The 22780-nt window shown below is 69.8% G+C and carries 20 protein-coding genes; 19 read left to right on the top strand and 1 reads right to left on the bottom strand.

Annotated features, from left to right (window positions below):
- The first annotated feature begins 252 nt into the window (after positions 1 to 252).
- From ACWDTS_RS21985 to trmD, 13 genes are all read left to right on the top strand, one after another.
- Positions 253 to 690 carry an OsmC family protein gene (locus ACWDTS_RS21985; protein WP_197256146.1) on the top strand — a complete coding sequence of 146 codons (438 nt, stop codon included), beginning with the start codon at positions 253 to 255 and terminating at the stop codon, positions 688 to 690.
- Positions 691 to 723: 33 nt separating this feature from the next.
- Positions 724 to 1641, top strand: coding sequence for an SMP-30/gluconolactonase/LRE family protein (locus ACWDTS_RS21980; RefSeq protein WP_450119029.1), 918 nt, complete (start codon positions 724 to 726; stop codon positions 1639 to 1641).
- 17 nt (positions 1642 to 1658) lie between these two features.
- Positions 1659 to 1952, top strand: a complete 294-nt coding sequence (locus ACWDTS_RS21975; RefSeq protein WP_307846536.1) for an acylphosphatase — start codon at positions 1659 to 1661, stop codon at positions 1950 to 1952.
- 22 nt (positions 1953 to 1974) lie between these two features.
- Positions 1975 to 5655, top strand: a complete 3681-nt coding sequence (gene smc / locus ACWDTS_RS21970; protein WP_450119028.1) for a chromosome segregation protein SMC — start codon at positions 1975 to 1977, stop codon at positions 5653 to 5655.
- 31 nt (positions 5656 to 5686) lie between these two features.
- A complete protein-coding gene (ftsY, locus tag ACWDTS_RS21965) occupies positions 5687 to 7255 on the top strand; it encodes a signal recognition particle-docking protein FtsY (RefSeq protein ID WP_450119027.1) in 1569 nt (522 codons plus the stop codon).
- Between the two features lie 275 nt (positions 7256 to 7530).
- Positions 7531 to 8838, top strand: a complete 1308-nt coding sequence (locus tag ACWDTS_RS21960) for an ammonium transporter (protein ID WP_450109515.1) — start codon at positions 7531 to 7533, stop codon at positions 8836 to 8838.
- Positions 8839 to 8888: 50 nt separating this feature from the next.
- Entirely contained in the window at positions 8889 to 9227 is a 339-nt protein-coding gene (locus ACWDTS_RS21955; protein WP_068160495.1) for a P-II family nitrogen regulator, read from the top strand.
- On the top strand, positions 9217 to 11742 hold the full coding sequence (locus ACWDTS_RS21950) for a [protein-PII] uridylyltransferase (RefSeq protein WP_450119026.1): 2526 nt from the start codon (positions 9217 to 9219) through the stop codon (positions 11740 to 11742). Before ACWDTS_RS21955 ends, ACWDTS_RS21950 begins: the two co-directional genes overlap by 11 nt.
- A 96-nt stretch (positions 11743 to 11838) precedes the next feature.
- Positions 11839 to 13425 (top strand): signal recognition particle protein, encoded by a 1587-nt coding sequence (gene ffh / locus ACWDTS_RS21945; RefSeq protein WP_197256135.1) that lies wholly within the window; start codon positions 11839 to 11841, stop codon positions 13423 to 13425.
- A gap of 210 nt (positions 13426 to 13635) precedes the next feature.
- Positions 13636 to 14091 carry a 30S ribosomal protein S16 gene (gene rpsP, locus ACWDTS_RS21940; protein WP_197256133.1) on the top strand — a complete coding sequence of 152 codons (456 nt, stop codon included), beginning with the start codon at positions 13636 to 13638 and terminating at the stop codon, positions 14089 to 14091.
- On the top strand, positions 14091 to 14333 hold the full coding sequence (locus tag ACWDTS_RS21935) for an RNA-binding protein (RefSeq protein WP_068160502.1): 243 nt from the start codon (positions 14091 to 14093) through the stop codon (positions 14331 to 14333). Before rpsP ends, ACWDTS_RS21935 begins: the two co-directional genes overlap by 1 nt.
- A 10-nt stretch (positions 14334 to 14343) precedes the next feature.
- Positions 14344 to 14964: a ribosome maturation factor RimM gene (gene rimM / locus ACWDTS_RS21930; protein ID WP_450119025.1), complete on the top strand. Its 621-nt coding sequence runs from the start codon at positions 14344 to 14346 to the stop codon at positions 14962 to 14964.
- 4 nt (positions 14965 to 14968) lie between these two features.
- Positions 14969 to 15682 carry a tRNA (guanosine(37)-N1)-methyltransferase TrmD gene (gene trmD / locus ACWDTS_RS21925; protein WP_197256129.1) on the top strand — a complete coding sequence of 238 codons (714 nt, stop codon included), beginning with the start codon at positions 14969 to 14971 and terminating at the stop codon, positions 15680 to 15682.
- Positions 15683 to 15760: 78 nt separating this feature from the next.
- Here trmD and ACWDTS_RS21920 read toward each other — a convergent pair whose 3' ends face one another.
- On the bottom strand, positions 15761 to 16756 hold the full coding sequence (locus ACWDTS_RS21920; protein WP_450119024.1) for a hypothetical protein: 996 nt from the start codon (positions 16754 to 16756) through the stop codon (positions 15761 to 15763).
- 109 nt (positions 16757 to 16865) lie between these two features.
- Between ACWDTS_RS21920 and ACWDTS_RS21915 the strand changes: the two genes are divergently transcribed.
- From ACWDTS_RS21915 to ACWDTS_RS21890, 6 genes are all read left to right on the top strand, one after another.
- A complete protein-coding gene (locus ACWDTS_RS21915) occupies positions 16866 to 19229 on the top strand; it encodes a Tex family protein (RefSeq protein ID WP_450119023.1) in 2364 nt (787 codons plus the stop codon).
- 86 nt (positions 19230 to 19315) lie between these two features.
- Positions 19316 to 20221: a hypothetical protein gene (locus ACWDTS_RS21910; protein ID WP_248673519.1), complete on the top strand. Its 906-nt coding sequence runs from the start codon at positions 19316 to 19318 to the stop codon at positions 20219 to 20221.
- 84 nt (positions 20222 to 20305) lie between these two features.
- Positions 20306 to 20647: a 50S ribosomal protein L19 gene (rplS, locus tag ACWDTS_RS21905; RefSeq protein ID WP_197251248.1), complete on the top strand. Its 342-nt coding sequence runs from the start codon at positions 20306 to 20308 to the stop codon at positions 20645 to 20647.
- Positions 20648 to 20846: 199 nt separating this feature from the next.
- Positions 20847 to 21584, top strand: a complete 738-nt coding sequence (gene lepB, locus ACWDTS_RS21900) for a signal peptidase I (protein WP_248673561.1) — start codon at positions 20847 to 20849, stop codon at positions 21582 to 21584.
- Between the two features lie 2 nt (positions 21585 to 21586).
- Complete coding sequence (locus ACWDTS_RS21895; protein ID WP_450119022.1) at positions 21587 to 22285, top strand: ribonuclease HII; 699 nt, start codon at positions 21587 to 21589, stop codon at positions 22283 to 22285.
- 37 nt (positions 22286 to 22322) lie between these two features.
- On the top strand, positions 22323 to 22637 hold the full coding sequence (locus ACWDTS_RS21890) for a DUF2469 domain-containing protein (RefSeq protein WP_068160521.1): 315 nt from the start codon (positions 22323 to 22325) through the stop codon (positions 22635 to 22637).
- The last annotated feature ends 143 nt before the right edge of the window (positions 22638 to 22780 follow it).

Genomic DNA, 22780 nt, shown 5'->3' with positions numbered 1-22780 from the left:
TCGGTTCGCGACCCGGGCGACGGACGCGATGACGGCACAGCGCCGTAGGACGTCCGGCCCCAGGGTTCCCTTCCCGGCGCACGCCGAATCCGCTGCTCGGCGCCTGTCGCAGAAACGCAACATCCCGCTGGTGCCCGTGGCCACGGAAATCGTCGCCGCCGGATCCCGCCTCGACCCGTTCCGGTGTCCTCGATCGGACTCCGACGGTCCTCGGTGACGGTGCCGTCGGTGTGCCGTGGCAGGATTCGAGCCATGGCTGACCAGACTCCCGACACCCCGCCCACCGAACTGTGGGTCGAGCGCACCGGCACCCGCCGCTACACGGGACGCAGCTCGCGCGGCGCCGAAGTACTCATCGGCTCCGAGACCGTCGAGGGTGTGTTCACCCCCGGTGAGCTGCTGAAGATCGCGCTCGCCGCCTGCTCCGGCATGAGCTCGGACTTCCCGCTCTCGCGCCGGCTCGGCGACGACTACGAGGCCACCATCAAGGTCTCCGGCCCCGCGGACCGGGAGAACGAGGTGTACCCGCACCTCGAGGAGGAGATGATCCTCGACCTGTCCGAACTCGACGCCGACGCGCAGCAGCGCCTGCTCACGCTGGTCGAGCGGTCCGTCGACAAGGTGTGCACCGTCGGCCGTACCCTCAAGTCCGGCACGAAGGTGAGCCTCACGATCACCGCGGACTCGTGATCGGCCGCAGGCAGTAGCTCGGAGGGGGAGCAGATGGGGAACAACGAGATACGGATCGCGGTCGGGGCTGCGGCCGTGACCGTCCTGGGAATGGTCGCGGTGCCGACCGCGACCGCCGAACCGGCAGCCTGCGCACCGCGCACCGTCACCACGGTGACGTCCGGACTCGGGGTGCTCGAGAATCTGGCATTCGACGGGCGCGGTGGGCTGCTCGTCTCCGACGGGACCCTCGCCGGCGACGGCGCGCTGCGGCGTGTGGCACCCGACGGCACGGTCGACACGGTCGTGGACGACGTCACCGGGCCGGGCGGCATCGTCGTCGACGGCGACACCACCTACCTGAACGTCGGCAACACCACCGCGGCCGGCCTCGGCGACACGCCCGACGGCACCATCGACGCCGTCGACCTGGACACCGGTGAACGCCGCACGGTCGCGACCGGACTGGTCATGCCGAACGGTCTCGGTGTGCTGCCCGACGGTTCGTTCCTCACGTCGCGCGACCTGGGCGTGGTGGGCCTGTCCCACGTTCCGGCCGGAGGCGGCGAGGGCACCGTGCTGCGCACCGACCTCGGCTCCGTCAACGGGATCGAGGTGGACGGCGACACCGTCTACACCGTCACCACGTTCGAAGGGGTCAACCGGCTGCACGTCCTCGACGCCGGCGACCTCACCGGGCCGGTCCGCAGCATCGACCTGCCCGGTCCCGGCCTGCTGCAGGTACCGGACGACCTGACGCTCGGACCGGACGGCGCGCTGTACGTCGCGTTGAACCTGGCCGGAACCATCCTGCGCGTCGACCCGGAGACCGGGGACACCTGCCGCGTCGCCGAGGGCATCCCGCTCGTCTCGTCCGTCGCGTTCGGCGCAGGACCGGGCTGGGATCCGAACACCATCTACACCACCGGATTCGACGGCACCGTCCGCGCTGCACGCCCCGCGGCCGGATAGAGGAAGAGGAGGCAACCGTGACCACCCCTGCATCCGGCTCGGCCGAACGTCTGACCGCGTGGGTGCACGGACGCGTGCAGGGTGTGGGCTTCCGGTGGTTCACCCGGGCCCGGGCCCTCGAACTCGGTCTCGTCGGGCACGCCACCAACCACCCGGACGGCCGGGTACTCGTCATCGCGGAAGGACCGCGTCCCGCACTCGAACACCTCCTCGCGTGGCTGCGTTCCGGGCAGACCCCCGGCGAGGTGCGGCTCGTCGTCGAATCGTGGGAACCGGCACGCGGAGATCTGACCGGATTCGTCGAGCGGTAGCACGCAGGTAGGGTTTTTCCTCATGTATTTGAAGAGTCTGACGCTCAAGGGCTTCAAGTCCTTCGCGTCCGCGACGACTCTGCGTTTCGAACCCGGCATCACCTGTGTCGTCGGACCCAACGGCTCCGGAAAGTCGAACGTGGTCGACGCCCTGACCTGGGTGATGGGGGAGCAGGGCGCCAAGGCGCTGCGCGGCGGCAAGATGCAGGACGTCATCTTCGCCGGCACCGCCGGCCGCCCGCCGCTGGGCCGCGCCGAGGTCACCTTGACCATCGACAACAGCGACGGCGCGCTGCCCATCGAATACTCCGAGGTGTCCGTCACCCGCCGCATGTTCCGCGACGGTGCCGGCGAGTACGAGATCAACGGCACCTCGTGCCGCCTCATGGACGTGCAGGAACTGCTCTCCGACTCGGGCATCGGCCGCGAGATGCACGTCATCGTCGGGCAGGGCCGGCTCTCCGCGATTCTCGAGTCGCGTCCCGAGGACCGGCGTGCCTTCGTCGAGGAGGCCGCCGGCGTCCTCAAGCACCGCCGCCGCAAGGAGAAGGCGGTCCGCAAGCTCGACGCGATGCAGGCGAACCTCGCGCGCCTGACCGACCTGACCGCCGAGCTGCGCCGCCAGCTGAAACCGCTCGGACGTCAGGCCGAGGTCGCGCGGCGCGCCCAGACCATCCAGGCGGATCTGCGCGACGCGCGGCTCCGGCTGGCCGCCGACGATCTGGTCACCCGGCGTGCCGAGTTCGCCGGACAGGACGAGCAGGAACGCATCGTCCGTGAACGCCTCGACCACGTCCTGGCCGCGCTGGACGAGGCGAACGCCGAACTCGCCCGGCACGAGCAGGCCGTGGCGCGCCTGACCCCGGGCGCCGAAGCGGCCTCCCAGACCTGGTTCCGGTTGTCCGCGCTCGCCGAACGGCTCGGGGCGACCGTGCGCATCGCACAGGAACGGGCCCGCCACCTCGACGAAGCCCCGGTCGCCCGGTCCGGGCAGGACCCCGACGAGATGGAGGCCCGCGCCGACCGCATCGCGGAAGAGGAGGCCGAACTCCTCGAGGCCGTCGAGATCGCCCACGGCACCCTCGAGGCCGCCCGGGAACAGCTCGCCGTGCAGGAGGAGGCGGCCGCCACCGCGGAACGGGCGCATCTGGCTGCGGTGCGTGCCGTCGCCGACCGCCGCGAAGGCCTCGCCCGGCTGTCCGGCCAGGTCGACACGATGCGCACCCGCGCCGAATCGATCGACGCCGAAGTCGCGCGGCTGACCGTCGCCATCGAGGAGGCCCGGCTGCGCGGTGTCGCGGCGCAGGCCGAGTTCGAGACCGCGCAGGCCCGCATCGACGATCTCGACGCCGGGGAGATCGACGCCGACGCCCAGCACGAGCGCGCGCTCGAAGCGCTGCGCATCGCCGACGAACGCGTCAAGGAACTGCAGGACGCCGAGCGTGCCGCCGGTAAGGAGGTCGCGTCCCTCGGCGCGCGCATCGAAGCGCTGTCCATGGGCCTCGAACGCAAGGACGGCGCCGCCTGGCTCCTCGAACACCGACCCGACGCGGGTCTGCTCGGGCCGCTGGCGGAGCGGCTGCAGGTGGAACCCGGCTACGAGACCGCGGTCGCCGCGGCGCTGGGTCCGGCTGCCGACGCGGTCGCCGCCGAGTCGATCCAGTCCGCCCTCGCCGCGGTCGCCGCTCTCGATGCCGCCGATCAGGGTCGTGTCGCACTCGTCGTCGCCGGCGGTGCCGCCTCCGAGGACGGCGGTGATCTGCCGGCCGGTGCGCGGTGGGCACGCGACGTCGTCTCCTGCCCCGCCGACCTGCGCGGCGGCGTCGACGCACTGCTCGCACGCACCGTCGTCGTCGACGATCTCGCCGCCGCCACCGACCTGTGCGCCCGGCGTCCGGAGCTGCGTGCCGTCACCCGCGCCGGTGCCCTCGCCGGTGCCGGCTGGGTGCTCGGCGGTTCCGACCGCGCGCCCAGCACCCTCGAGATCCAGGCCGCGATCGAAACCTCCGAACGCGCACTCGAGCAGGCCGTCCGCCGCTCCGAGGACCTCGCCGCCGCGCTGGCCGGGGCGCTCGCCGAGCAGGCCTCGCGTGCCGAGATCGCCGAACAGACCCTCGCCGCGCTCAACGAGTCGGACGCCGAGATGTCCGCGGTGTACGAGCAGCTCGGCCGGCTCGGACAGGCCGCGCGCAACGCTCACGCCGAATCCGACCGGCTCGCCGCGCAGCGCGCCAAGGCGGAAGCGGAACGCGACGCGGCACGCGAGAAGTTCGTCGAACTCGAGGAACGCCTGCGCCGGGCCGAGAGCGAACAATCCGGTACCGGCGACGACTCCGGCACCGATTCGACCGCGGCGGAACGCGAGGTCGCGGCCGCCGCGCTCGCCGAGGTCCGAGCTGTCGAGGTGGAAGCCCGGCTTGCGGCGCGCACCGCGGAGGAACGCGCCGAGGCCCTGCGCGGCAAGGCCGACTCGCTGCGTCGCGCCGCGCAGGCCGAACGTGAGGCCCGTGCCCGCGCCGAACGCGCGATGCGCGCCCGCAAGCAGGCCGCGGCCGTCGCCGCCGCGGTCGCGGAATCCGGTGCCCGGGTCGCGGCGCACCTGGACGAGGTGGTCGCCGCCGCGCTCGAGCACCGCGACACCCTCACCCGCCAGCGCGCCGAACGCACCGAGCAACTCGACCGCGTCAAGGAACTGGTCCGCGACCTGACGGCACAGCGCGACCAGCTCACCGACGCCGTGCACCGCGACGAGGTGGCCCGCGCGCAGGCGGCGCTGCGGATCGAACAACTCGAACAGACCATCCTCGAGCAGCACGGCATCGGCCTCGACGACCTCATCGCCGAGTACGGTCCCGACGTCCCGATGCCGCCGAGTCCGCTGGAGATCGCCGAGTACGAGCAGGCCCGCGAGCGCGGCGAACAGGTGGTCGCACCGCAGCCGGTCCCGTACGACCGGGCCACCCAGGAGCGCCGCGCCAAGCGGGCCGAGAAGGACCTGGCGACGCTCGGCAAGGTCAATCCGCTCGCTCTCGAGGAGTTCGCGGCGCTGGAGGAGCGCTACAACTTCCTGGCCACCCAGCTCGAGGACGTCAAGAACGCCCGCAAGGACCTGCTGTCGGTGGTCGCGGAGGTCGACGCGCGCATCCTGCAGGTGTTCACCGAGGCGTACGCCGACGTGGAACGCGAATTCGAGCAGGTCTTCGCGAAGCTGTTCCCCGGCGGTGAGGGCCGACTGGTGCTCACCGACCCGTCGGACATGCTCACCACCGGTATCGAGGTCGAAGCGCGGCCACCGGGCAAGAAGGTCAAGCGCCTGTCGCTGCTGTCCGGTGGCGAGAAGTCCCTGACGGCGGTCGCGATGCTCGTGGCGATCTTCCGCGCCCGGCCGTCCCCGTTCTACGTCATGGACGAGGTGGAGGCCGCCCTCGACGACACGAACCTGCGTCGTCTGATCGGTCTGTTCGAACAGTTGCGGGAGAAGTCGCAGCTGATCGTGATCACGCACCAGAAGCCCACCATGGAGATCGCCGACGCGCTGTACGGCGTGAGCATGCGCGGCGACGGCATCACCCGGGTGATCTCACAGCGGCTGCGAGGTCGGGATGTCGGTGGTCAGGATGTGGGTGGTCAGGACGTGAACGGCACCGACACGGACGTCGCCGAGGAGCACGCCACGGGCGGTGATCTCGTTCCCCGCGCCTGAAACCCGCGGTCGGGCCTGACAGTATGGGTGCGTGAGTACCGCAGCCTGGATAATCATCGCGGCCGTCTTGGCGGTCGTCCTCGTCGCACTCGTCGTCGGTCTGACGCTGTACCGCAGGCGGCAGGTGTCGCTGACCTCGACGCCGACCAAGGAGATCGAGGCCGAACCCAAGGACCGATCCGGTGGGTACAAGGCCCAGAGCGGGTTCTCCTTCAGTCAGGGTTCGACCGCGACGGCGCCGAAACCCGTCGAACGGCCGGCGCCCGCACCGCGGCCGGAACCTCCGACGGTCAAGCTGCCGCAGGAGGTCACCGAGGCGCCGCCCGCTCCCAAGCCGGTCCCGGCGCCCGCGCCTGCGCCTGCGCCGGAAGAGGTCGCGGAGGAAGCACCCACCGAGGTAGCGCCCGCTCCCGAGGAAGCACCCGCCGAGCCCGAGGCGCCGGTCGAGGAAGCACCGGTCGCGGAGACCGCCCCGGCCGAGACTGCCCCGGTCGAGACAGCGCCGACCGAGACAGCGCCGACCGAGACTGCTCCGGCGGAGACCGTGCCGGAAACCGAGGTGGCCGCGCCGGAACCGGAAGTGGTCACGCCCGAGCCCGAGGTGATCGAGCCCGAGGTCGTGACGGCGCCGGAGACCGCCGTGCCGGAGACCGCCCCCGCACCCGCGATCGAGGAGATCGCTCCGACCGCCGGTCGCCTCGACCGGCTGCGTGGCCGGCTGGCCCGCTCCCAGTCGGCGATGGGCAAGAGCCTGCTCGGCCTGCTCGGCGGCGGCGACCTCGACGAGGACTCGTGGGAGGAGATCGAGGACACCCTCCTCATCGCCGACCTCGGTGCCGCGACCACCACCAAGATCGTCGAGCGGCTGCGGCACGAGATGGCCGCGCGCAACGTGCGCACCGAGGCCGACGCCCGCGCGGTCCTGCGTGACGTGCTCGTCGACGAACTGCACCCCGAGCTGGATCGGTCCATCCGGGCGTTGCCACACGACGACCACCCGTCCATCCTGCTGGTCGTCGGTGTCAACGGCACCGGCAAGACCACCACGACCGGCAAGCTGGCGCGCGTGCTCGTCGCGGACGGGCGCCGCGTGCTCCTCGGTGCCGCCGACACGTTCCGTGCCGCCGCCGCCGATCAGCTGCAGACCTGGGCAGAGCGCGTCGGCGCCGAGGTGGTGCGCGGCAAGGAGGCCGGTGACCCCGCGGCCGTCGCGTTCGATTCCGTCTCCCGCGGCATCGAGAACGGGGTCGACGCCGTGCTCATCGACACCGCCGGCCGGCTCCACACCAAGACCGGTCTGATGGACGAACTCGGGAAGGTGAAGCGGGTCGTCGAGAAGAAGGCCGCGGTCGACGAGGTCCTGCTCGTGCTCGACGCGACGATCGGTCAGAACGGGCTCACGCAGGCCCGCGTGTTCGCGGAGGTCGTCGACATCACCGGTGTCGTCCTGACGAAACTCGACGGGACCGCCAAGGGTGGCATCGTCTTCCAGGTCCAGCACGAACTGGGTGTGCCGGTGAAGCTCGTGGGTCTCGGGGAGGGTGCCGACGACCTGGCGCCATTCGAACCGGGCGCCTTCGTGGACGCTCTGCTCGGCTGAGCGGACGCCCGCTCGTCGCAGTCGACGGCGAAAGGGAAGCCGCGCGACGATACGATCCGCATCCCCGGCAGGGGTGCGCGGAACCCGTGTCGCGCGCGGTTTTTCCCATTTTTCGGACGCTTCGGACGAAGAACGCAAACCGGGAAACAGAGAAGAAACACGAAGCGGGATCCCGTTCACTTCGTGGAAACAACACGGCGCTTCCACGGAAACATCTCGGCAGCAAGCTTTCCTCAATCATGCGCTGACCGGCGCGGTATCTAGGGAGGTTGCAAGTGGAGGAAGTGGTGAACACCGGCGACGCAGCATGGATGCTGATGGCGGCCTCGCTGGTGCTGCTGATGACACCGGGCTTGGCGTTCTTCTACGGCGGCATGTCGCGCGCCAAGTCGGTGCTGAACATGATGATGATGTCGTTCGGCGCCATGGCTGTGATCGGCGTGATCTACGTTCTGTGGGGCTGGTCGATGTCCTACGGCACCGAGAGTGTCGGCGGCATCTTCGCCAACCCGTTCGAATTCTTCGGTCTCCAGGGCGCGATCTACGACGAGGAGGGTGGATTCCTCCCCGGCCTCGGCGACTACCCGCAGATCATCGACATCGGTTTCCAGGTCACCTTCGCAATCATCACCACCGCGCTCATCTCCGGCGCTCTCGCCGAGCGCGTGAAGTTCGGAACGTGGCTCGCGTTCTCCGGCCTGTGGGTGACCTTCGCGTACTTCCCGCTCGCCCACATGGTGTGGGGTGGCGGCCTCCTGTCCGCTTCCGAGGACGGCATCGCCGCGAAGCTGTTCGGCACGGTCGACGACGGTGAAGGTGGCCTGACCGCCGCGGTCGCCCCGATCGACTTCGCCGGTGGCACCGTCGTGCACATCAACGCCGGTATGGCCGCTCTGGTTCTCGCCCTGGTCATCGGCAAGCGCGCCGGCTTCGGCACGGTCGCGATGCGTCCGCACAACCTGCCGTTCGTGATGCTCGGCGCCGCGCTCCTGTGGTTCGGATGGTTCGGCTTCAACGCCGGTTCCGCGTTCGCCGCCGACGGTGTCGCCGGCCTGGCCTGGGTCAACACCACCACCGCGACCGCTTCCGCGATCCTCGGCTGGCTCCTGACCGAGCGCATCCGGGACGGCAAGGCCACCAGCCTCGGTGCCGCCTCCGGTGCCGTCGCCGGTCTCGTCGCCATCACCCCCGCGGCCGGCGCGCTGAGCCCGGTCGGCTCCATCGCCCTCGGTGTCGTCGCCGGTGTGCTGTCCGCCCTCGCGGTCGGCCTGAAGTTCAAGTTCGGCTACGACGACTCGCTCGACGTCGTCGGCGTGCACCTGGTCTCCGGCCTGTGGGGCACCATCGGTATCGGCTTCCTCGCCACCGAGACCGGCCTGTTCTACGGCGGCGACTACAAGCAGCTGGTCGTGCAGATCGTGATCGCCCTGGTCGCCGTGGTGTTCACCGCCATCGTCACCGCCGTGATCGCATTCGCGCTCAAGCCGCTCGGCTGGCGTGTGTCGCCCGAGGAAGAGGCGCGCGGCATCGACGAGTCGGAGCACGCGGAATCCGCATACGACTTCGTCTCGGCGCTCCGGTGAGATAAGAAGACGAAGTAGCGGCACGGCAGAGACTTGGGAAGGAAGAGGAAATGAAGCTGATCACGGCAATTGTCAAACCGTTCACCCTCGAAGACGTGAAGGCGGGTCTCGAGCAGGCGGGCGTGCTTGGCATGACCGTCAGCGAGGTCCAGGGGTACGGACGCCAGAAGGGCCACACGGAGGTCTACCGCGGGGCCGAGTACTCGGTCGACTTCGTGCCCAAGGTGCGCGTCGAGGTCGTCGTCGACGACGCCGCCGTGGACAAGGTGGTCGAGACGATCGTCGAGGCCTCGCGGACCGGGAAGATCGGTGACGGAAAGGTCTGGGTCACCCCGGTCGAGTCGGTGATCCGAGTCCGCACCGGAGAACGAGGCACGGATGCACTCTGACCCCAAGGGGTCCGGAACGCGCGGCCCCGATCCCGCTGCTCGTGCAGCGGGATCGGGGCCGCCCGTGTCCTCCGGGCCGGACGCGTCCCTCGCCACCGCGGGCGGTGCCGCCGCCGACCTGGCCATCGCCCGCGACCAACTGCTCGCCGGTGGTGTCCGCAACCGCCGCCTCGATTCGGCTGCGCTGCGGCACGCGCTGGTGGACCTGCACGAATTCTGGCTCACGACGAAAGGCTCCGAGGTCGGGATCGTCCCCGACTGCGGTTTCGCGATCGTCGCCGTCGGCGGGCTGGGCCGCCGCGAAATGCTGCCGTACTCCGACCTCGACCTCATCCTGTTGCACGACGACATGGAACCGGCCGTGGTGTCCGACATCGCCGACCGGCTCTGGTACCCGTTGTGGGACGCCCACATCAAACTCGACCACAGTGTCCGCACCGTCCCGCAGGCGTTGCAGGTCGCGGCGTCCGACGTGACCGCCGCCCTGAGCATGCTCGAGGCCCGGCACATCGCCGGGGACATCGAGCTGAGCAACCTGCTGATCGGCGGGGTGCGCAGGCAGTGGCGGACCGGGATCCGAGCGCGTTTCGACGAACTCATCGAACTCACCGAGACACGCTGGCAGCGCAGCGGGCAGATCGCGCACCGCGCCGAACCGGACCTCAAGAGCGGCCGAGGAGGGTTGCGGGACGTGCAGTTGCTCAATGCCCTGTCCGTTGCGCAGCTCACCGACGGCATGCCGGGGTTGGGGCCGGACGTGCCCGGCGGCGGACTCGCCGCCGCGCACCGCCGGCTACTCGACGTGCGCACCGAGCTGCATCGCGTCGCGGGACGCGCCCGCGACCAGCTCCGCGCCCAGGACGCCGACGAGATCGGTGCCGCGCTGCGCATCGGCGACCGCTTCGATCTGGCCCGGATGCTCACCGAGTCCGCGCGCACCGTCAGCTACTCCGTCGAGGTCGGGATCCGCACCGCGGGCAACGCGCTGCCGCGGCGCGGACTGTCGAGGCTGCGCCGGCTCCCGGTGCGGCGCCCACTCGACGAGGGTGTCGTCGAACACGCGGGGGAGGTCGCGCTCGCCCGCGACGCGCATCCGCGGAAGGATCCGGGTCTGATCACGCGGGTCGCGGCCGCGGCCGCGCAGGCCGGGCTGCCGATCTCCGCCTCGACCCTGAACCGGCTCGCCGACAACGCTCCCGAGCTGCGTGAACCGTGGCCGCGGTCGGCGTTCAACGACCTGCTGGTTCTGCTCGGTTCCGGCCGGCGTGCCGTCGACGTCATCGAGTCCCTCGACCGCACCGGACTGTGGGGCCGGCTCCTGCCGGAATGGGGTGCGGTGCGAGATCTGCCCCCGCGCGACGCGGTGCACACCTGGACCGTGGACCGGCATCTGGTGGAAACGGCGGTGTACGCGGGCGGGCTCACGACCCGGGTCGCGCGACCCGACCTGCTGGTGCTCGGCGCCCTGCTGCACGACATCGGCAAGGGCCGCGGCGGCGACCACAGCGTCGTCGGCGCCGAGCTGGCGACGCAGATCGGGCGCCGGATGGGACTGTGGCCGTCGGATCTCGCGCTGCTCACCGCGATGGTGCGGCACCACCTGTTGCTGCCGCACACCGCGACGCGCCGCGACCTCGACGATCCGGCGACCGTGCAGTCCGTCGTCGACGCCCTCGACGGCGACCCGGTGCTGCTGGAACTGCTGCACGCCCTCGCCGAGGCCGATTCGCTGGCCACCGGTCCGGGGGTGTGGGGTGACTGGAAGGCCTCGCTGATCCGGGAACTGGTCCGGCGCTGCCGCATGGTGATGGCGGGGGAGGAGCTGCCCACCCCCGATCCGATCGACCCGGAACTCGCGCAGCTCGCCGCCGACGGCGGTGTGCACGTGGCGCTGCAGCAGGGCGAGGGCCCGCACTCGTACACGGTGTCGGTGGTGGCGCCGGACGAACCGGGACTGCTCGCCGACGCGGCCGGTGTGCTGGCGCTGCACGGCCTGCGGGTGCTGTCCGCTTCGCTCGGCAGCCACGCCGGCAGCGCCGTGAACAGCTTCGTGGTGGCACCCCGGTTCGGGACACCGCCCGAGGCCGGGTTGCTGCGGCAGGAGCTGATCCGCGCACGCGGCGGCGACCTGGATCTGCCGGCGGCGCTGGACGCGAAGGAACAGGCCGCGCGGGAAGCGCAACTGCCGGAACAGCCCGAACGGGCCGTGCCGGTCGTGTATGCGCAGGCACCGCCCCGCGTGATCTGGTTCGACGCTCCCGATCCCGGGCAGGTCATCCTCGAGCTGCGCGCCGAGGACCGTCTCGGGCTGCTCTGCCGGCTCGCCGAAGCGTTCGAGTCGGTCGGGGCCGACGTGCGGTGGGCGCGGGTCACGACCCTCGGCACCGCGGTCGTCGACGCGTTCTGCATCGACCTCACCGGAACCGACACCCGGGCCACCCGGGAGCAGCTCGAGCAGGCCGTGCTCGCGGTGGTGCCGGGCGTCGAACCGAAGAAACCCGAGACGACCGCCTGACCGGGTAGCCGCCCGCCGTGACGTCACGATCGCGGCGAGCGGCTACCCTGGATCGCAGCACTGTCCGTCTTTCGCCAGAACCCAGGAGCGCATTCGGTGTTCGAATCCCTTTCCGACAGGTTGACCGGGGTCCTGAAGGACCTGCGCGGCAAGGGGCGCCTCTCCGATGCCGACATCGACGCCACGTGCCGCGAGATCCGTCTCGCCCTGCTCGAGGCCGACGTCGCGCTGCCCGTGGTGCGCGCGTTCATCGCGAAGATCAAGCAGCGCGCCAAGGGTGCCGAGGTGCACGGCGCGCTGAACCCGGCCCAGCAGGTCGTCAAGATCGTCAACGAGGAACTCGTCGGGATCCTCGGCGGCGAGACCCGCCGCCTGCGGCTCGCGAAGAACCCGCCGACGGTGATCATGCTCGCCGGTCTGCAGGGTGCCGGTAAGACCACGCTTGCCGGCAAGCTCGCCGCCTGGCTCAAGGGCCAGGGACACACCCCGATGCTGGTCGCGTGCGACCTGCAGCGTCCCGGTGCTGTCAGCCAGCTCCAGATCGTCGGTGAGCGCGCCGGAGTGACCGTGTTCGCGCCGCACCCGGGGACCTCGATCGGTGGCGGCGAGAACGAGCTCGGTGTGTCGGCCGCAGACCCGGTCGCCGTCGCGAAGTCCGGCATCGAGGAAGCCCGCAACAAGCAGTACGACGTGGTCATCGTCGACACCGCCGGCCGCCTCGGCATCGACGAGGAGCTGATGGCGCAGGCCGCGAACATCCGCGATGCCGTGCAGCCGGACGAGACCCTGTTCGTGCTCGACGCGATGATCGGCCAGGACGCGGTGAGCACCGCCGAGGCGTTCCGCGCCGGTGTCGGCTTCACCGGCGTCGTGCTCACCAAGCTCGACGGTGACGCCCGCGGTGGTGCGGCGCTGAGCGTGCGCGAGCTGACCGGGCAGCCGATCCTGTTCGCGTCCACCGGCGAGAAGCTCGAGGACTTCGACGTCTTCCATCCCGAGCGCATGGCCAGCCGCATCCTCGGCATGGGCGACGTGCTCACCCTCATCGAGCAGGCCGAGCAGGTCTTCGACGCCGAACAGGCCGAGAAGACCGCCTCCAAGATCGGCTCCGGGGAACTCACCCTCGAGGACTTCCTCGAGCAGATGATGGCCGTCCGCAAGATGGGCCCGATCGCGAACCTGCTGGGCATGCTCCCCGGCGCCGGCCAGATGAAGGACGCGCTCGCCAACGTCGACGAGAAGCAGCTCGACCGCATCCAGGCGATCATCCGCGGCATGACCCCGGAGGAACGCGCCGATCCGAAGATCATCAACGCGTCCCGGCGGCTGCGCATCGCGAACGGTTCGGGCGTGAAGGTCTCCGACGTCAACCAGCTCGTCGACCGCTTCTTCGAAGCCCGCAAGATGATGGCGGCGATGGCCGGTCGCATGGGCATGCCCGGCGCCCGCAAGAACCAGCGCAGCAACAAGAAGGGCAAGAAGGGCAAGAAGGGCGGTCGCGGACCGACCCCGCCGAAGATCAAGGGCGGATTCCCCGGCGGGCTCCCGGCCGGGTTCCCGGGTGCGGGCGGCGGCATGCCGGCCGGCTTCCCGGATCTGTCCAACATGCCGAAGGGTCTCGACGAACTGCCCCCGGGCCTCGAGGGCTTCGACCTGTCGAAACTGAAGCTGCCGAAGAACTAGATCCACCGAAGAACCGACGCTGCCGGAGCCCACCCCGATGCCGGATTCGTCCGGGCGGGGTGGGATCTGGCAGAATGGTTCGCTGTCGTCGCATCCGGTTCCGTACCGCGCGGCGGTCACAGGTTAGAGGCAAAACCGGGCGTGCCAGAAGGGCGCGTCGTCCGAATTGCACGTGACATGCGCGTTCGCGCGCTCGAAGGGAAAACAGCAGTGGCTGTCAAGATCAAGCTCACCCGCCTCGGCAAGATCCGCAACCCCCAGTACCGCATCGTGGTCGCGGACTCGCGTACCCGCCGCAACGGCCGGGCCATCGAGACGATCGGCAAGTACCACCCGAAGGAAGAGCCCTCGCTGATCGAGGTCGACTCCGAGCGCGCGCAGTACTGGCTGGGTGTCGGCGCGCAGCCGACCGAGCCCGTCCTGAACCTCCTCAAGATCACCGGTGACTGGCAGAAGTTCAAGGGCCTGCCGGGCGCCGAGGGCACCCTGAAGAAGGCGGAGGCGAAGCCGACCAAGCTCGAGCTGTTCCAGGCCGCGCTCGCGCAGGCCGAGAACGAGCCCGCTGCCGAGGCCATCACGCCCAAGAAGAAGAAGGCCGCCAAGGACGAGGCTGCCGAGGCTCCCGCCGAGGCCGCCGACGCCGAGTCCACCGAGGCTGCCGAGTAATGAGTGCCGTTGTCGCCGATGCCGTCGAGCATCTCGTTCGTGGGATCGTCGCCAACCCCGACGACGTGCGGGTCGAGCTGATCACCGGCCGTCGGGGGCGCACCGTCGAGGTGCACGTGCACCCCGACGATCTCGGCAAGGTGATCGGTCGCGGTGGGCGCACCGCGACCGCACTGCGGACCCTCGTCACCGGTATCGGTGGTCGCGGGATCCGCGTCGACGTCGTCGACACCGACCAGTAGGCGAGCGGCAGTGGAGCTCGTCGTGGGCCGTGTGGTCAAGTCGCACGGCATCAAGGGTGAAGTGGTCGTCGAGGTTCGCACCGACGAACCCGAGGAGCGTTTCGCCGTCGGCGCCGAGCTGCGTGGCCGCAAGCCCCGCGAGCAGACCCTGCACACGTACACGGTGGAAGCCGCCCGGGAACACTCCGGGCGGCTTCTGCTGCGTCTGCGTCAGGTCGCCGACCGCAATGCCGCCGATGCCCTCCGTGGCACGCTGTTCGTCGTCGACAGCTCCGAGCTGCCGCCGAGCGACGATCCCGACGAGTTCTACGATCACGAACTCGAAGGGCTCACCGTCCGGATCGTCGAGGGACGGCCCGACGGCGGCACCGAGGTCGGTACCGTCCGCGAGGTGCTGCACACCGCCGCGGGCGAACTGCTCGCGATCCGGCCGGCCGGTTCGGATCGGGGCGAGCTGTTGATCCCGTTCGTGACGGCGATCGTGCCGACCGTCTCGATCGCCACCGGCATCATCGAGATCGACCCGCCCGAGGGGCTGCTCGACCCCGACTTCGGCGAGCCCCCGGCTCGTGAAAAAGGCCAGGCTCGTGGAAAAGGCCAGGCTCGTGGAAAAGACAAGGGAGACAAGTAGTTCCGTGCGACTCGATGTCGTCACCATCTTCCCCGAGTACCTCGAGCCGTTGCGCGCGGCGCTGCTCGGCAAAGCCATCGACAAGGGCCTGATCTCCGTCGGCGTCCACAACCTGCGCGACTGGACCCACGACGTGCACAAGGCCGTCGACGACTCCCCGTACGGGGGAGGGCCCGGCATGGTGATGAAGCCGACCGTGTGGGGACCGGCGCTCGACGACGTCCTCGCCGGACCGGACGGTGAACCCGACCCCGACGTGCTGCTCGTCGTCCCCACCCCGGCCGGAGTGCCGTTCACCCAGGAAACCGCGCACCGCTGGTCCGGTGAGAAGCGGATCGTGTTCGCGTGCGGCCGCTACGAGGGCATCGACCAGCGTGTGTTCGACGACGCCGCGCGGCGCGTGCGCGTCGAAGAGGTCAGCATCGGCGACTACGTGCTCATCGGCGGGGAGGTCGCGGTCCTCGTCATGGTCGAGGCGGTCGTCCGGCTGCTGCCCGGTGTGCTCGGCAATCAGCAGTCGCACCAAGAGGATTCGTTCTCCGACGGCCTGCTCGAGGGACCGAGTTACACGCGCCCGGCGAGTTGGCGCGGTCTAGACGTGCCGCCCGTGCTGCTGTCCGGCGACCACGCCAAGGTCGCGCAGTGGCGCCGCGAACAGTCCCTGATCCGCACCCGCGAACGCCGCCCCGACCTCCTGGCGGACACGCCGGGCGAGTGAATCCGCTTCCCGCTCAGCGGGTCTCGGAACTACGGGCCTCGGACGAGGGGGTCTCGGACGAGGGCCGGATCGCCCGCATCAGTGCGCCGGCTGCCCGAACGCCTCCTGGACCACCAGGGTCACCGTGTCACGCGCGTGCGCCGCGCTCGCATCGTCGGTGACATCGACCAGCGCAGTGTCCGGCAACGGTGTCCACTCCGCCAGGTCGGGATCGTCGTAGTGCACCTTCTCGCGGGCAAGGACCGCGACCACGTAACGGTGGTCGTCGCCGAAGAATCCGGTCGACAGGTGGATCCAGTTGCCGTCCACGCAGCACATCCAGCCCTGCTTTACGCCCAGCTCCGTCGCCTCGGGCAGCCCGTCGGGCAGTCCGAAACGCTGGTCGTATCCGTCGGAACCGGCTGGTTCGAAGTCGAGCAGATGGCCCACGATCGTCGCGGTGCCGCGCTCGTCCAGTCCGGAGGTGCCGCCCAGCACGGCGTCGTACCAGGTGAGCAGATCGGACGCGGTGGTGACGGTGTTCCACCAGTTCCCGTCGTACGGGGCGCTGGTGTCGGTCAGGCCGTGCCGATGGACGACCCGATCGACGATCTCGCTGCCGCCGTAGCGCGACCACAGATCGCTCGCCGCGGAATCGTCCGAGCGCGAGAGCATGGCCGCGATCTCGTCGTATTCCCCCTCGCCGAGCGCGATCTCGCCGGTGCCCGCCCGGAACAGCAGGTCGTCGGCGATGAACAGCTTGACCACCGACGCCGTCTCGATCGGCTCGTCCGCGCCGGCCACCGTCCGCGACCCGGTTTCGCGATCGAGCAGCGCGACCGTGACCCGCGCGCCTCGCTGGGCGTCGGCCAGGGCAGCGGCAGCGACCACCCGGTCGGTCAGGGCCTGCACCTTCATCGTGTAGGGCACCTCGGGAGCGGGCACCGGAAGGATCTCCACGGTCGGATTCGGGGCGGTGACCCCGACCATGAGAACCTCGGAATCGGAGGACACCGAGCCGCAGGCCACCGCGGTTGCTGCCGCGAACAGCAACGAGACGATCGATCGGCGGCGTGTGCCCCGAGGCCCGGACATCAGGTGCTCCTACTCCCATTGTGCGGCGACGCCGACGTCCCCGGTATCCAGTTTTCCTCGCGCGTCGCGCGAGGATGACGCGATGAGGATAGCGGTAGGGTTCGACGTCGTGACGACTGCTCTCAAGACCGTTAACCAGCGCCTCGCCGAAGAACTCGACGTCCGGGAGAATCAGGTGGCCGCAGCGGTCGACCTGCTCGACGGCGGAGCCACGGTGCCGTTCATCGCCCGGTACCGCAAGGAAGTAACCGGAGCCCTCGACGACGCCCAGCTTCGGCAGCTCGACGAACGGTTGCGCTATCTGCGCGAACTCGACGAGCGGCGCGCAGCGATCCTCGAATCGATCGAGGGCCAGGGCAAGCTCGACGACCACCTGCGCGGACAGATCATGCTCGCCGACACCAAGGCGCGGCTCGAGGACATCTACCTGCCGTTCAAACCCAAGCGGCGCACCAAGGCGCAGATCGCGCGGGAAGCGGGGCACGAACCGGTCGCCGACGCGCTCATCGGGGATCCGACGACCGATCCCGCGCAGTACACGGCCGAACAACTCGACGGTGCCCGCGCCATCCTCGTCGAACGGTTCGCCGAGGACGCCGACCTGGTCGGGGAACTGCGCGAGGCGATGTGGTCGCGGGGCCGGCTGGTCTCGGCCGTGCGCCCGGGCAAGGAGACCGAGGGCGCGAAGTTCGCCGACTACTTCGAATTCTCCGAGCCGTTCACGGATCTGCCGTCGCATCGCATCCTCGCGGTGTTGCGCGGCGAGAAGGAAGAGGTGCTGAGCCTCACCCTCGAACCGGACAGCGACGAGCCGCAGCCGGGGGAGCGCACCTACTTCGAGGGCCGCATCGCCGCCCGGTTCGGCATCGCCGACCAGGGCCGCGCCGCCGACAAGTGGCTGCTCGACACCGTGCGCTGGGCGTGGCGCACCAAACTGCTCGTCTCCCTCGGTCTCGACACGAGGATGCGGCTGCGGCAGTCCGCCGAGCAGGACGCCGTCGACGTGTTCGCCGCGAACCTGCGCGACCTGCTGCTCGCCGCACCTGCGGGTACCCGGCCGACGATGGGCCTGGACCCCGGTTTCCGGACCGGCACGAAGGTCGCGGTCGTCGACGCCACCGGCAAGGTCGTCGACCACGCGACGATCTACCCGCACCAGCCGCACAACAAGTGGGATCAGGCGCTCGCGACGCTCGCGGGTCTGGTCGCGAAGCACGGCGTCGAACTCGTCGCGATCGGCAACGGGACCGCCTCCCGCGAGACGGACGCCCTCGCCACCGAGTTGATCGCGAAGTCCGGTGCGACGAACCTGACGAAGATCGTCGTGTCCGAGGCCGGCGCGTCCGTGTACTCGGCGTCCGCCTACGCCTCGCAGGAACTGCCCGACCTGGACGTGTCCATCCGGGGTGCGGTGTCCATCGCCCGGCGGCTGCAGGACCCGCTCGCCGAACTCGTGAAGATCGACCCGAAGTCGATCGGCGTCGGCCAGTACCAGCACGACGTGTCCGAGACCCTGCTGGCGCGTTCGCTCGGCGCGGTCGTCGAGGACGCGGTGAACGCCGTCGGTGTGGACGTGAACACCGCGTCGGTGCCGCTGCTCGCGCGTGTGTCGGGCATCTCGGGGTCCCTCGCCGAGAGCATCGTCGCGCACCGCGACCAGAACGGCCCGTTCCGCACCCGCACGGCGCTCAAGGACGTGGCGCGGCTCGGCCCGAAGGCGTTCGAGCAGTGCGCGGGCTTCCTGCGCATCCCCAACGGCGACGACCCGCTCGACAGTTCCGCGGTGCACCCCGAGGCCTACCCGGTGGTGCGGCGCATCGTCGAGCGCACCGGCAGCACCGTGCGGGAACTGATCGGCAACACCACTGCGCTGCGCGCGGTGCGGCCCACCGAGTTCGTCGACGACCGATTCGGTCTGCCGACCGTCACCGACATCATCGCCGAACTCGAGAAGCCCGGCCGCGACCCGCGGCCGGAGTTCAAGACCGCGACCTTCGCGGCCGGCATCGAGAAGGTCGCCGATCTGAAGCCGGGCATGGTGCTCGAGGGCGTGGTCACCAACGTCGCCGCGTTCGGTGCCTTCGTCGACGTCGGCGTCCACCAGGACGGCCTGGTGCACGTGTCGGCGATGTCGCGCAGCTTCGTCAAGGACCCGCACGACGTCGTCAAGTCCGGTGAGGTCGTCAAGGTCAAGGTGCTCGACGTGGACGTGCCGCGTCAGCGCATCAGCCTCACGTTGCGCCTCGACGACGAGATCCCCGCCGGCGACGGCAACGGCGGTGCGGCCCCGTCCGCGCGCGGCGGAGCCCGCCCCGGCGGTCAGCAGCGCCGCAACCCGCGGCAGGGCGGTGGGAACCCGGGCGGCGGCCGGCAGAGCGGGGGACGGCAGGGATCGCGGGATCGCCGGTCCGACTCGGCGCCCGCTTCCGGGTCGATGGCCGACGCACTTCGCCGCGCCGGATTCGGGAAGTAAAAGTGGCGGGCCGGGGTTCGTGTCGGGTCACCGGCGCGGCCCCGGCCTGACATGCTTGGAGCCATGCGGTCGACGGTGGTGGCGCCATGAGCGATTGGCTCCGGCACGAGATCATCGACAGAGGGCGGCTGCCCCTGCTCTTCTTCCTCCTGGGGTTCCTCGCTGCGTTCCTGTTCATCCGGCTCAGCGTGCGACTGATCCGCGCCCAGGTGCGCTGGTGGCCCGGGAACGTCACGCCGGGTGGTCAGCACGTGCACCACGTCGTTTTCGGTGTGGTCACCATGGTGATCTCCGGCGGTGCGCTCATCGCCGTCTACGAGAACGGGAGCCAGGTCACCGGTGCCGCGCTGGCGACGTGCTTCGGGATCGGCACCGCCCTGACCCTCGACGAGTTCGCGCTGATCTTCTACCTGAACGACGTCTACTGGGAGGAGGAGGGGCGGGTCTCGGTCGACGCGGTGTTCGTCGCATTGGCCGTGACCGGTCTGGTGCTGCTCGGCGTGCAGCCGTTGGAGCTGGCCGACGTCACCGATTTCAACGAAAGCACCTCGTGGGGTGTTCGCGCGGGCATCATCGCATCGGCGCTGATCAACCTGGCGCTCGCGGCGATCGTGCTGCTCAAGGGCAAGATCTGGACAGGGCTGATCGGGCTGTTCTTCCTGCCGTTGCTGCTCGTCGGCGCGATCCGCCTGTCGCGGCCGGGAGCTCCGTGGGCGCGGTGGCGGTATCAGGGCAGGCCTCGCAAGATGCGCCGCTCGATCGCCCGTGAACGCCGCTACCGCCGGCCGATGATCCGGGCGAAGATCTTCGTGCAGGACCTCGTCGCCGGGCAGCCCACGCTCGACACCGTGCGGGACAGCGTGGAGCATTCGCGGGTCGCCGCGGAAGCCGAACTCGACCGCACCGTGCACGCAGCGCCCCCACCGATTTCATCGACCGGCGTTGCATCTGGCACAATTGACGGGTTGCCCGGATCGGGCACGCCTACCTGACCTGGGTACGAACCAGTCGAGCCCCGCCCGAAGGCGGCCGCCGCTCGGTTCCTCTGCTCGAGCGAACAAGAGGATGAACAACCGATGAACACCCTGGACTTTCTGGACGCCAAGTCCCTGCGCGACGACATCCCGGAGTTCCGTCCCGGTGACACGCTGAACGTGCACGTCAAGGTTATCGAGGGCTCGAAGGAGCGCGTGCAGGTCTTCAAGGGCGTCGTGATCCGGCGTCAGGGCGGCGGTGTCCGCGAGACCTTCACCGTTCGCAAGGTGTCGTTCGGCGTCGGCGTCGAGCGGACCTTCCCGGTCCACAGCCCCAACCTCGCGAAGATCGAGGTCGTCACCCGCGGTGACGTGCGTCGCGCCAAGCTGTACTACCTGCGCGACCTGCGCGGCAAGGCCGCCAAGATCAAGGAAAAGCGCTGAGCGCTCACGCCTGATCCCGCGGTTCACACGAAGCCCGGTCCGGACATTCCCGGACCGGGCTTCGTGGCGTGTGTGGTGTCCGCGCAGTCGAGTGGAGCCCAGACGCTAGTCTGATCCGGTGGCAGAAACACCGCAGGATCCGGCCGCGCCGGAGTCGCAGGACCGCCTCGCCCAGCGGGGATCCGGAGATCGACAGACCATCGGTTCCCGAGAGCGGAAGGATTCGGGGGAAACCAAGAAGCAGAAGTCGTTCTGGCGAGAACTGCCACTGCTGATCGTCGTCGCACTCGTCCTGAGTTTCCTTCTCCAGACATTCATCGCGCGGGTCTACCTGATTCCCTCGGAGTCGATGGAACCGACACTGCACGGCTGCGAGGGGTGTACCGGCGACCGCATCGTCGTCGAGAAGATCAGCTACCGGTTCGGGGACCCGCGGCCCGGCGACGTCATCGTCTTCAAGGGCCCGGATTCGTGGTCCACCGGATACAAGTCGACGCGCTCGGACAACGTCGTCATCCGCGGGATCCAGGAGGTGGGTTCGCTGGTCGGCCTCGTCCCGCCGGACGAGAACGACCTCGTCAAGCGTGTCATCGCCGTCGGCGGACAGACCGTCGAATGCTGCGACGACCAGGGCCGGGTCCTCGTCGACGGCAAGCCGCTCGACGAGCCGTACGTCAAGATGGACTTCCCGTTCACCCCGGGCGTGCTCACCTGCGAGACCGAGATGAAGTCCGGCCGCTGCTTCGGCCCGGTCACCGTTCCCGAAGGCCACGTGTGGGTCATGGGCGACAACCGCAGCAACTCGGCGGATTCGCGCTGGCACGTCGGAGACGAAAACCAGGGCACCATTCCGTTGGACAATGTGATCGGCAAGGCCCGCATGATCGTGCTGCCGCCCGGTCGCTGGGGCATGATCGACTCACCGGAGATCCAGTAATCGTGAACGGTTGGCCACCTCGCCCCGTCGTCCGCCGGTCCTCGGGCCTGTGGACGATGGAATCGACGCTGACCCGCTGCGGTCTCGGACCCGTCGCCGGCGTCGACGAGGCCGGTCGCGGCGCGTGCGCCGGCCCGCTGGTCATCGCGGCCTGCGTCCTCGGACCGAAACCGCACCCGTCGCTCGCGCGGCTCGACGACTCGAAGAAGCTCACCGAGAAGGCGCGCGAGGAACTGTTCCCGATCATCCAGCGTCGTGCGGTGGCGTCCAGCGTCGTCGTGGTTCCCGCGGCGGAGGTCGACGCCATCGGCGTGCACGTCGCGAACATCGAGGGCATGCGCCGCGCGGTCGCGGGACTGGCGACCCCGCTCGGGTACGTCCTCACCGACGGTTTCCGGGTGCCGGGCCTCCCGGCGGCGTCGCTGCCGGTGATCGGTGGGGACGCGGCCGCGGCCTGCATCGCCGCGGCGAGTGTCCTCGCGAAGGTCACCCGTGACCGGATGATGATCGAACTCGACGAGGAACTGCCCGGCTACGGGTTCGCCGTCCACAAGGGCTACGGCACCGCCTTCCACATGGCCGCGCTGCGCGAGCTGGGACCGAGCCACGAGCATCGGCGGTCCTGGGCGAACGTCCGGGCGGTCGTCGGCGCGCGGGAGAATTCCCGGCGATTCGATTCCGACGAGGCGGATGCGGGATGATGGCAGGACACACCAGAACGGGAGGACACCGAGACCGATGAGTGCCGAGGATCTCGAGAAGTACGAAACCGAGATGGAACTCTCGCTTTACCGGGAGTACCGGGACATCGTCGGTCAGTTCGCCTACGTGGTGGAGACCGAGCGCCGCTTCTACCTGGCGAACGCCGTCGAGCTGATCCCGCAGAACGTCGGTGGCGAAGTCTATTTCGAAGTGCGCATGTCGGATGCGTGGGTGTGGGACATGTACCGCCCCGCTCGCTTCGTCAAGCACGTCCGAGTCATCACGTTCAAGGACGTCAACATCGAGGAGCTGGACAAGCCGGAACTGCGGCTGCCCGACAAGCTGGGCTGACGGCGCTCGTTCCGATCCACGACGCGATTCGGAATCCGCTCACGCTGTACGGTAGTTGTCAACCTGCCTGAGACAGGTAGTGGTTGATGTTGATTCCGGTGAGGACGGGGAGCTGTGGCGCGAGCGGGCGACGGTGAAACCGT

The sequence above is a fragment of the Rhodococcus sp. NPDC003383 genome (genome assembly GCF_053589115.1).
The sequence above is the reverse complement of the archived record's forward strand: the minus strand, read 5'-3'. Positions and strand labels throughout refer to the sequence as shown.

Excerpts from the sequence above, each read along its gene's own strand:
- rplS (WP_197251248.1), top strand. The coding sequence starts at position 20,306 with ATGAACACCCTGGACTTTCTGGACGCCAAGTCCCTGCGCGACGACATC.
- smc (WP_450119028.1), top strand. The coding sequence starts at position 1,975 with ATGTATTTGAAGAGTCTGACGCTCAAGGGCTTCAAGTCCTTCGCGTCC.
- ACWDTS_RS21985 (WP_197256146.1), top strand. The coding sequence starts at position 253 with ATGGCTGACCAGACTCCCGACACCCCGCCCACCGAACTGTGGGTCGAG.
- ACWDTS_RS21955 (WP_068160495.1), top strand. The coding sequence starts at position 8,889 with ATGAAGCTGATCACGGCAATTGTCAAACCGTTCACCCTCGAAGACGTG.
- ACWDTS_RS21920 (WP_450119024.1), bottom strand. The coding sequence starts at position 16,756 with ATGTCCGGGCCTCGGGGCACACGCCGCCGATCGATCGTCTCGTTGCTG.
- ACWDTS_RS21935 (WP_068160502.1), top strand. The coding sequence starts at position 14,091 with ATGAGTGCCGTTGTCGCCGATGCCGTCGAGCATCTCGTTCGTGGGATC.
- ACWDTS_RS21890 (WP_068160521.1), top strand. The coding sequence starts at position 22,323 with ATGAGTGCCGAGGATCTCGAGAAGTACGAAACCGAGATGGAACTCTCG.
- ACWDTS_RS21980 (WP_450119029.1), top strand. The coding sequence starts at position 724 with ATGGGGAACAACGAGATACGGATCGCGGTCGGGGCTGCGGCCGTGACC.
- ACWDTS_RS21910 (WP_248673519.1), top strand. The coding sequence starts at position 19,316 with ATGAGCGATTGGCTCCGGCACGAGATCATCGACAGAGGGCGGCTGCCC.
- ACWDTS_RS21950 (WP_450119026.1), top strand. The coding sequence starts at position 9,217 with ATGCACTCTGACCCCAAGGGGTCCGGAACGCGCGGCCCCGATCCCGCT.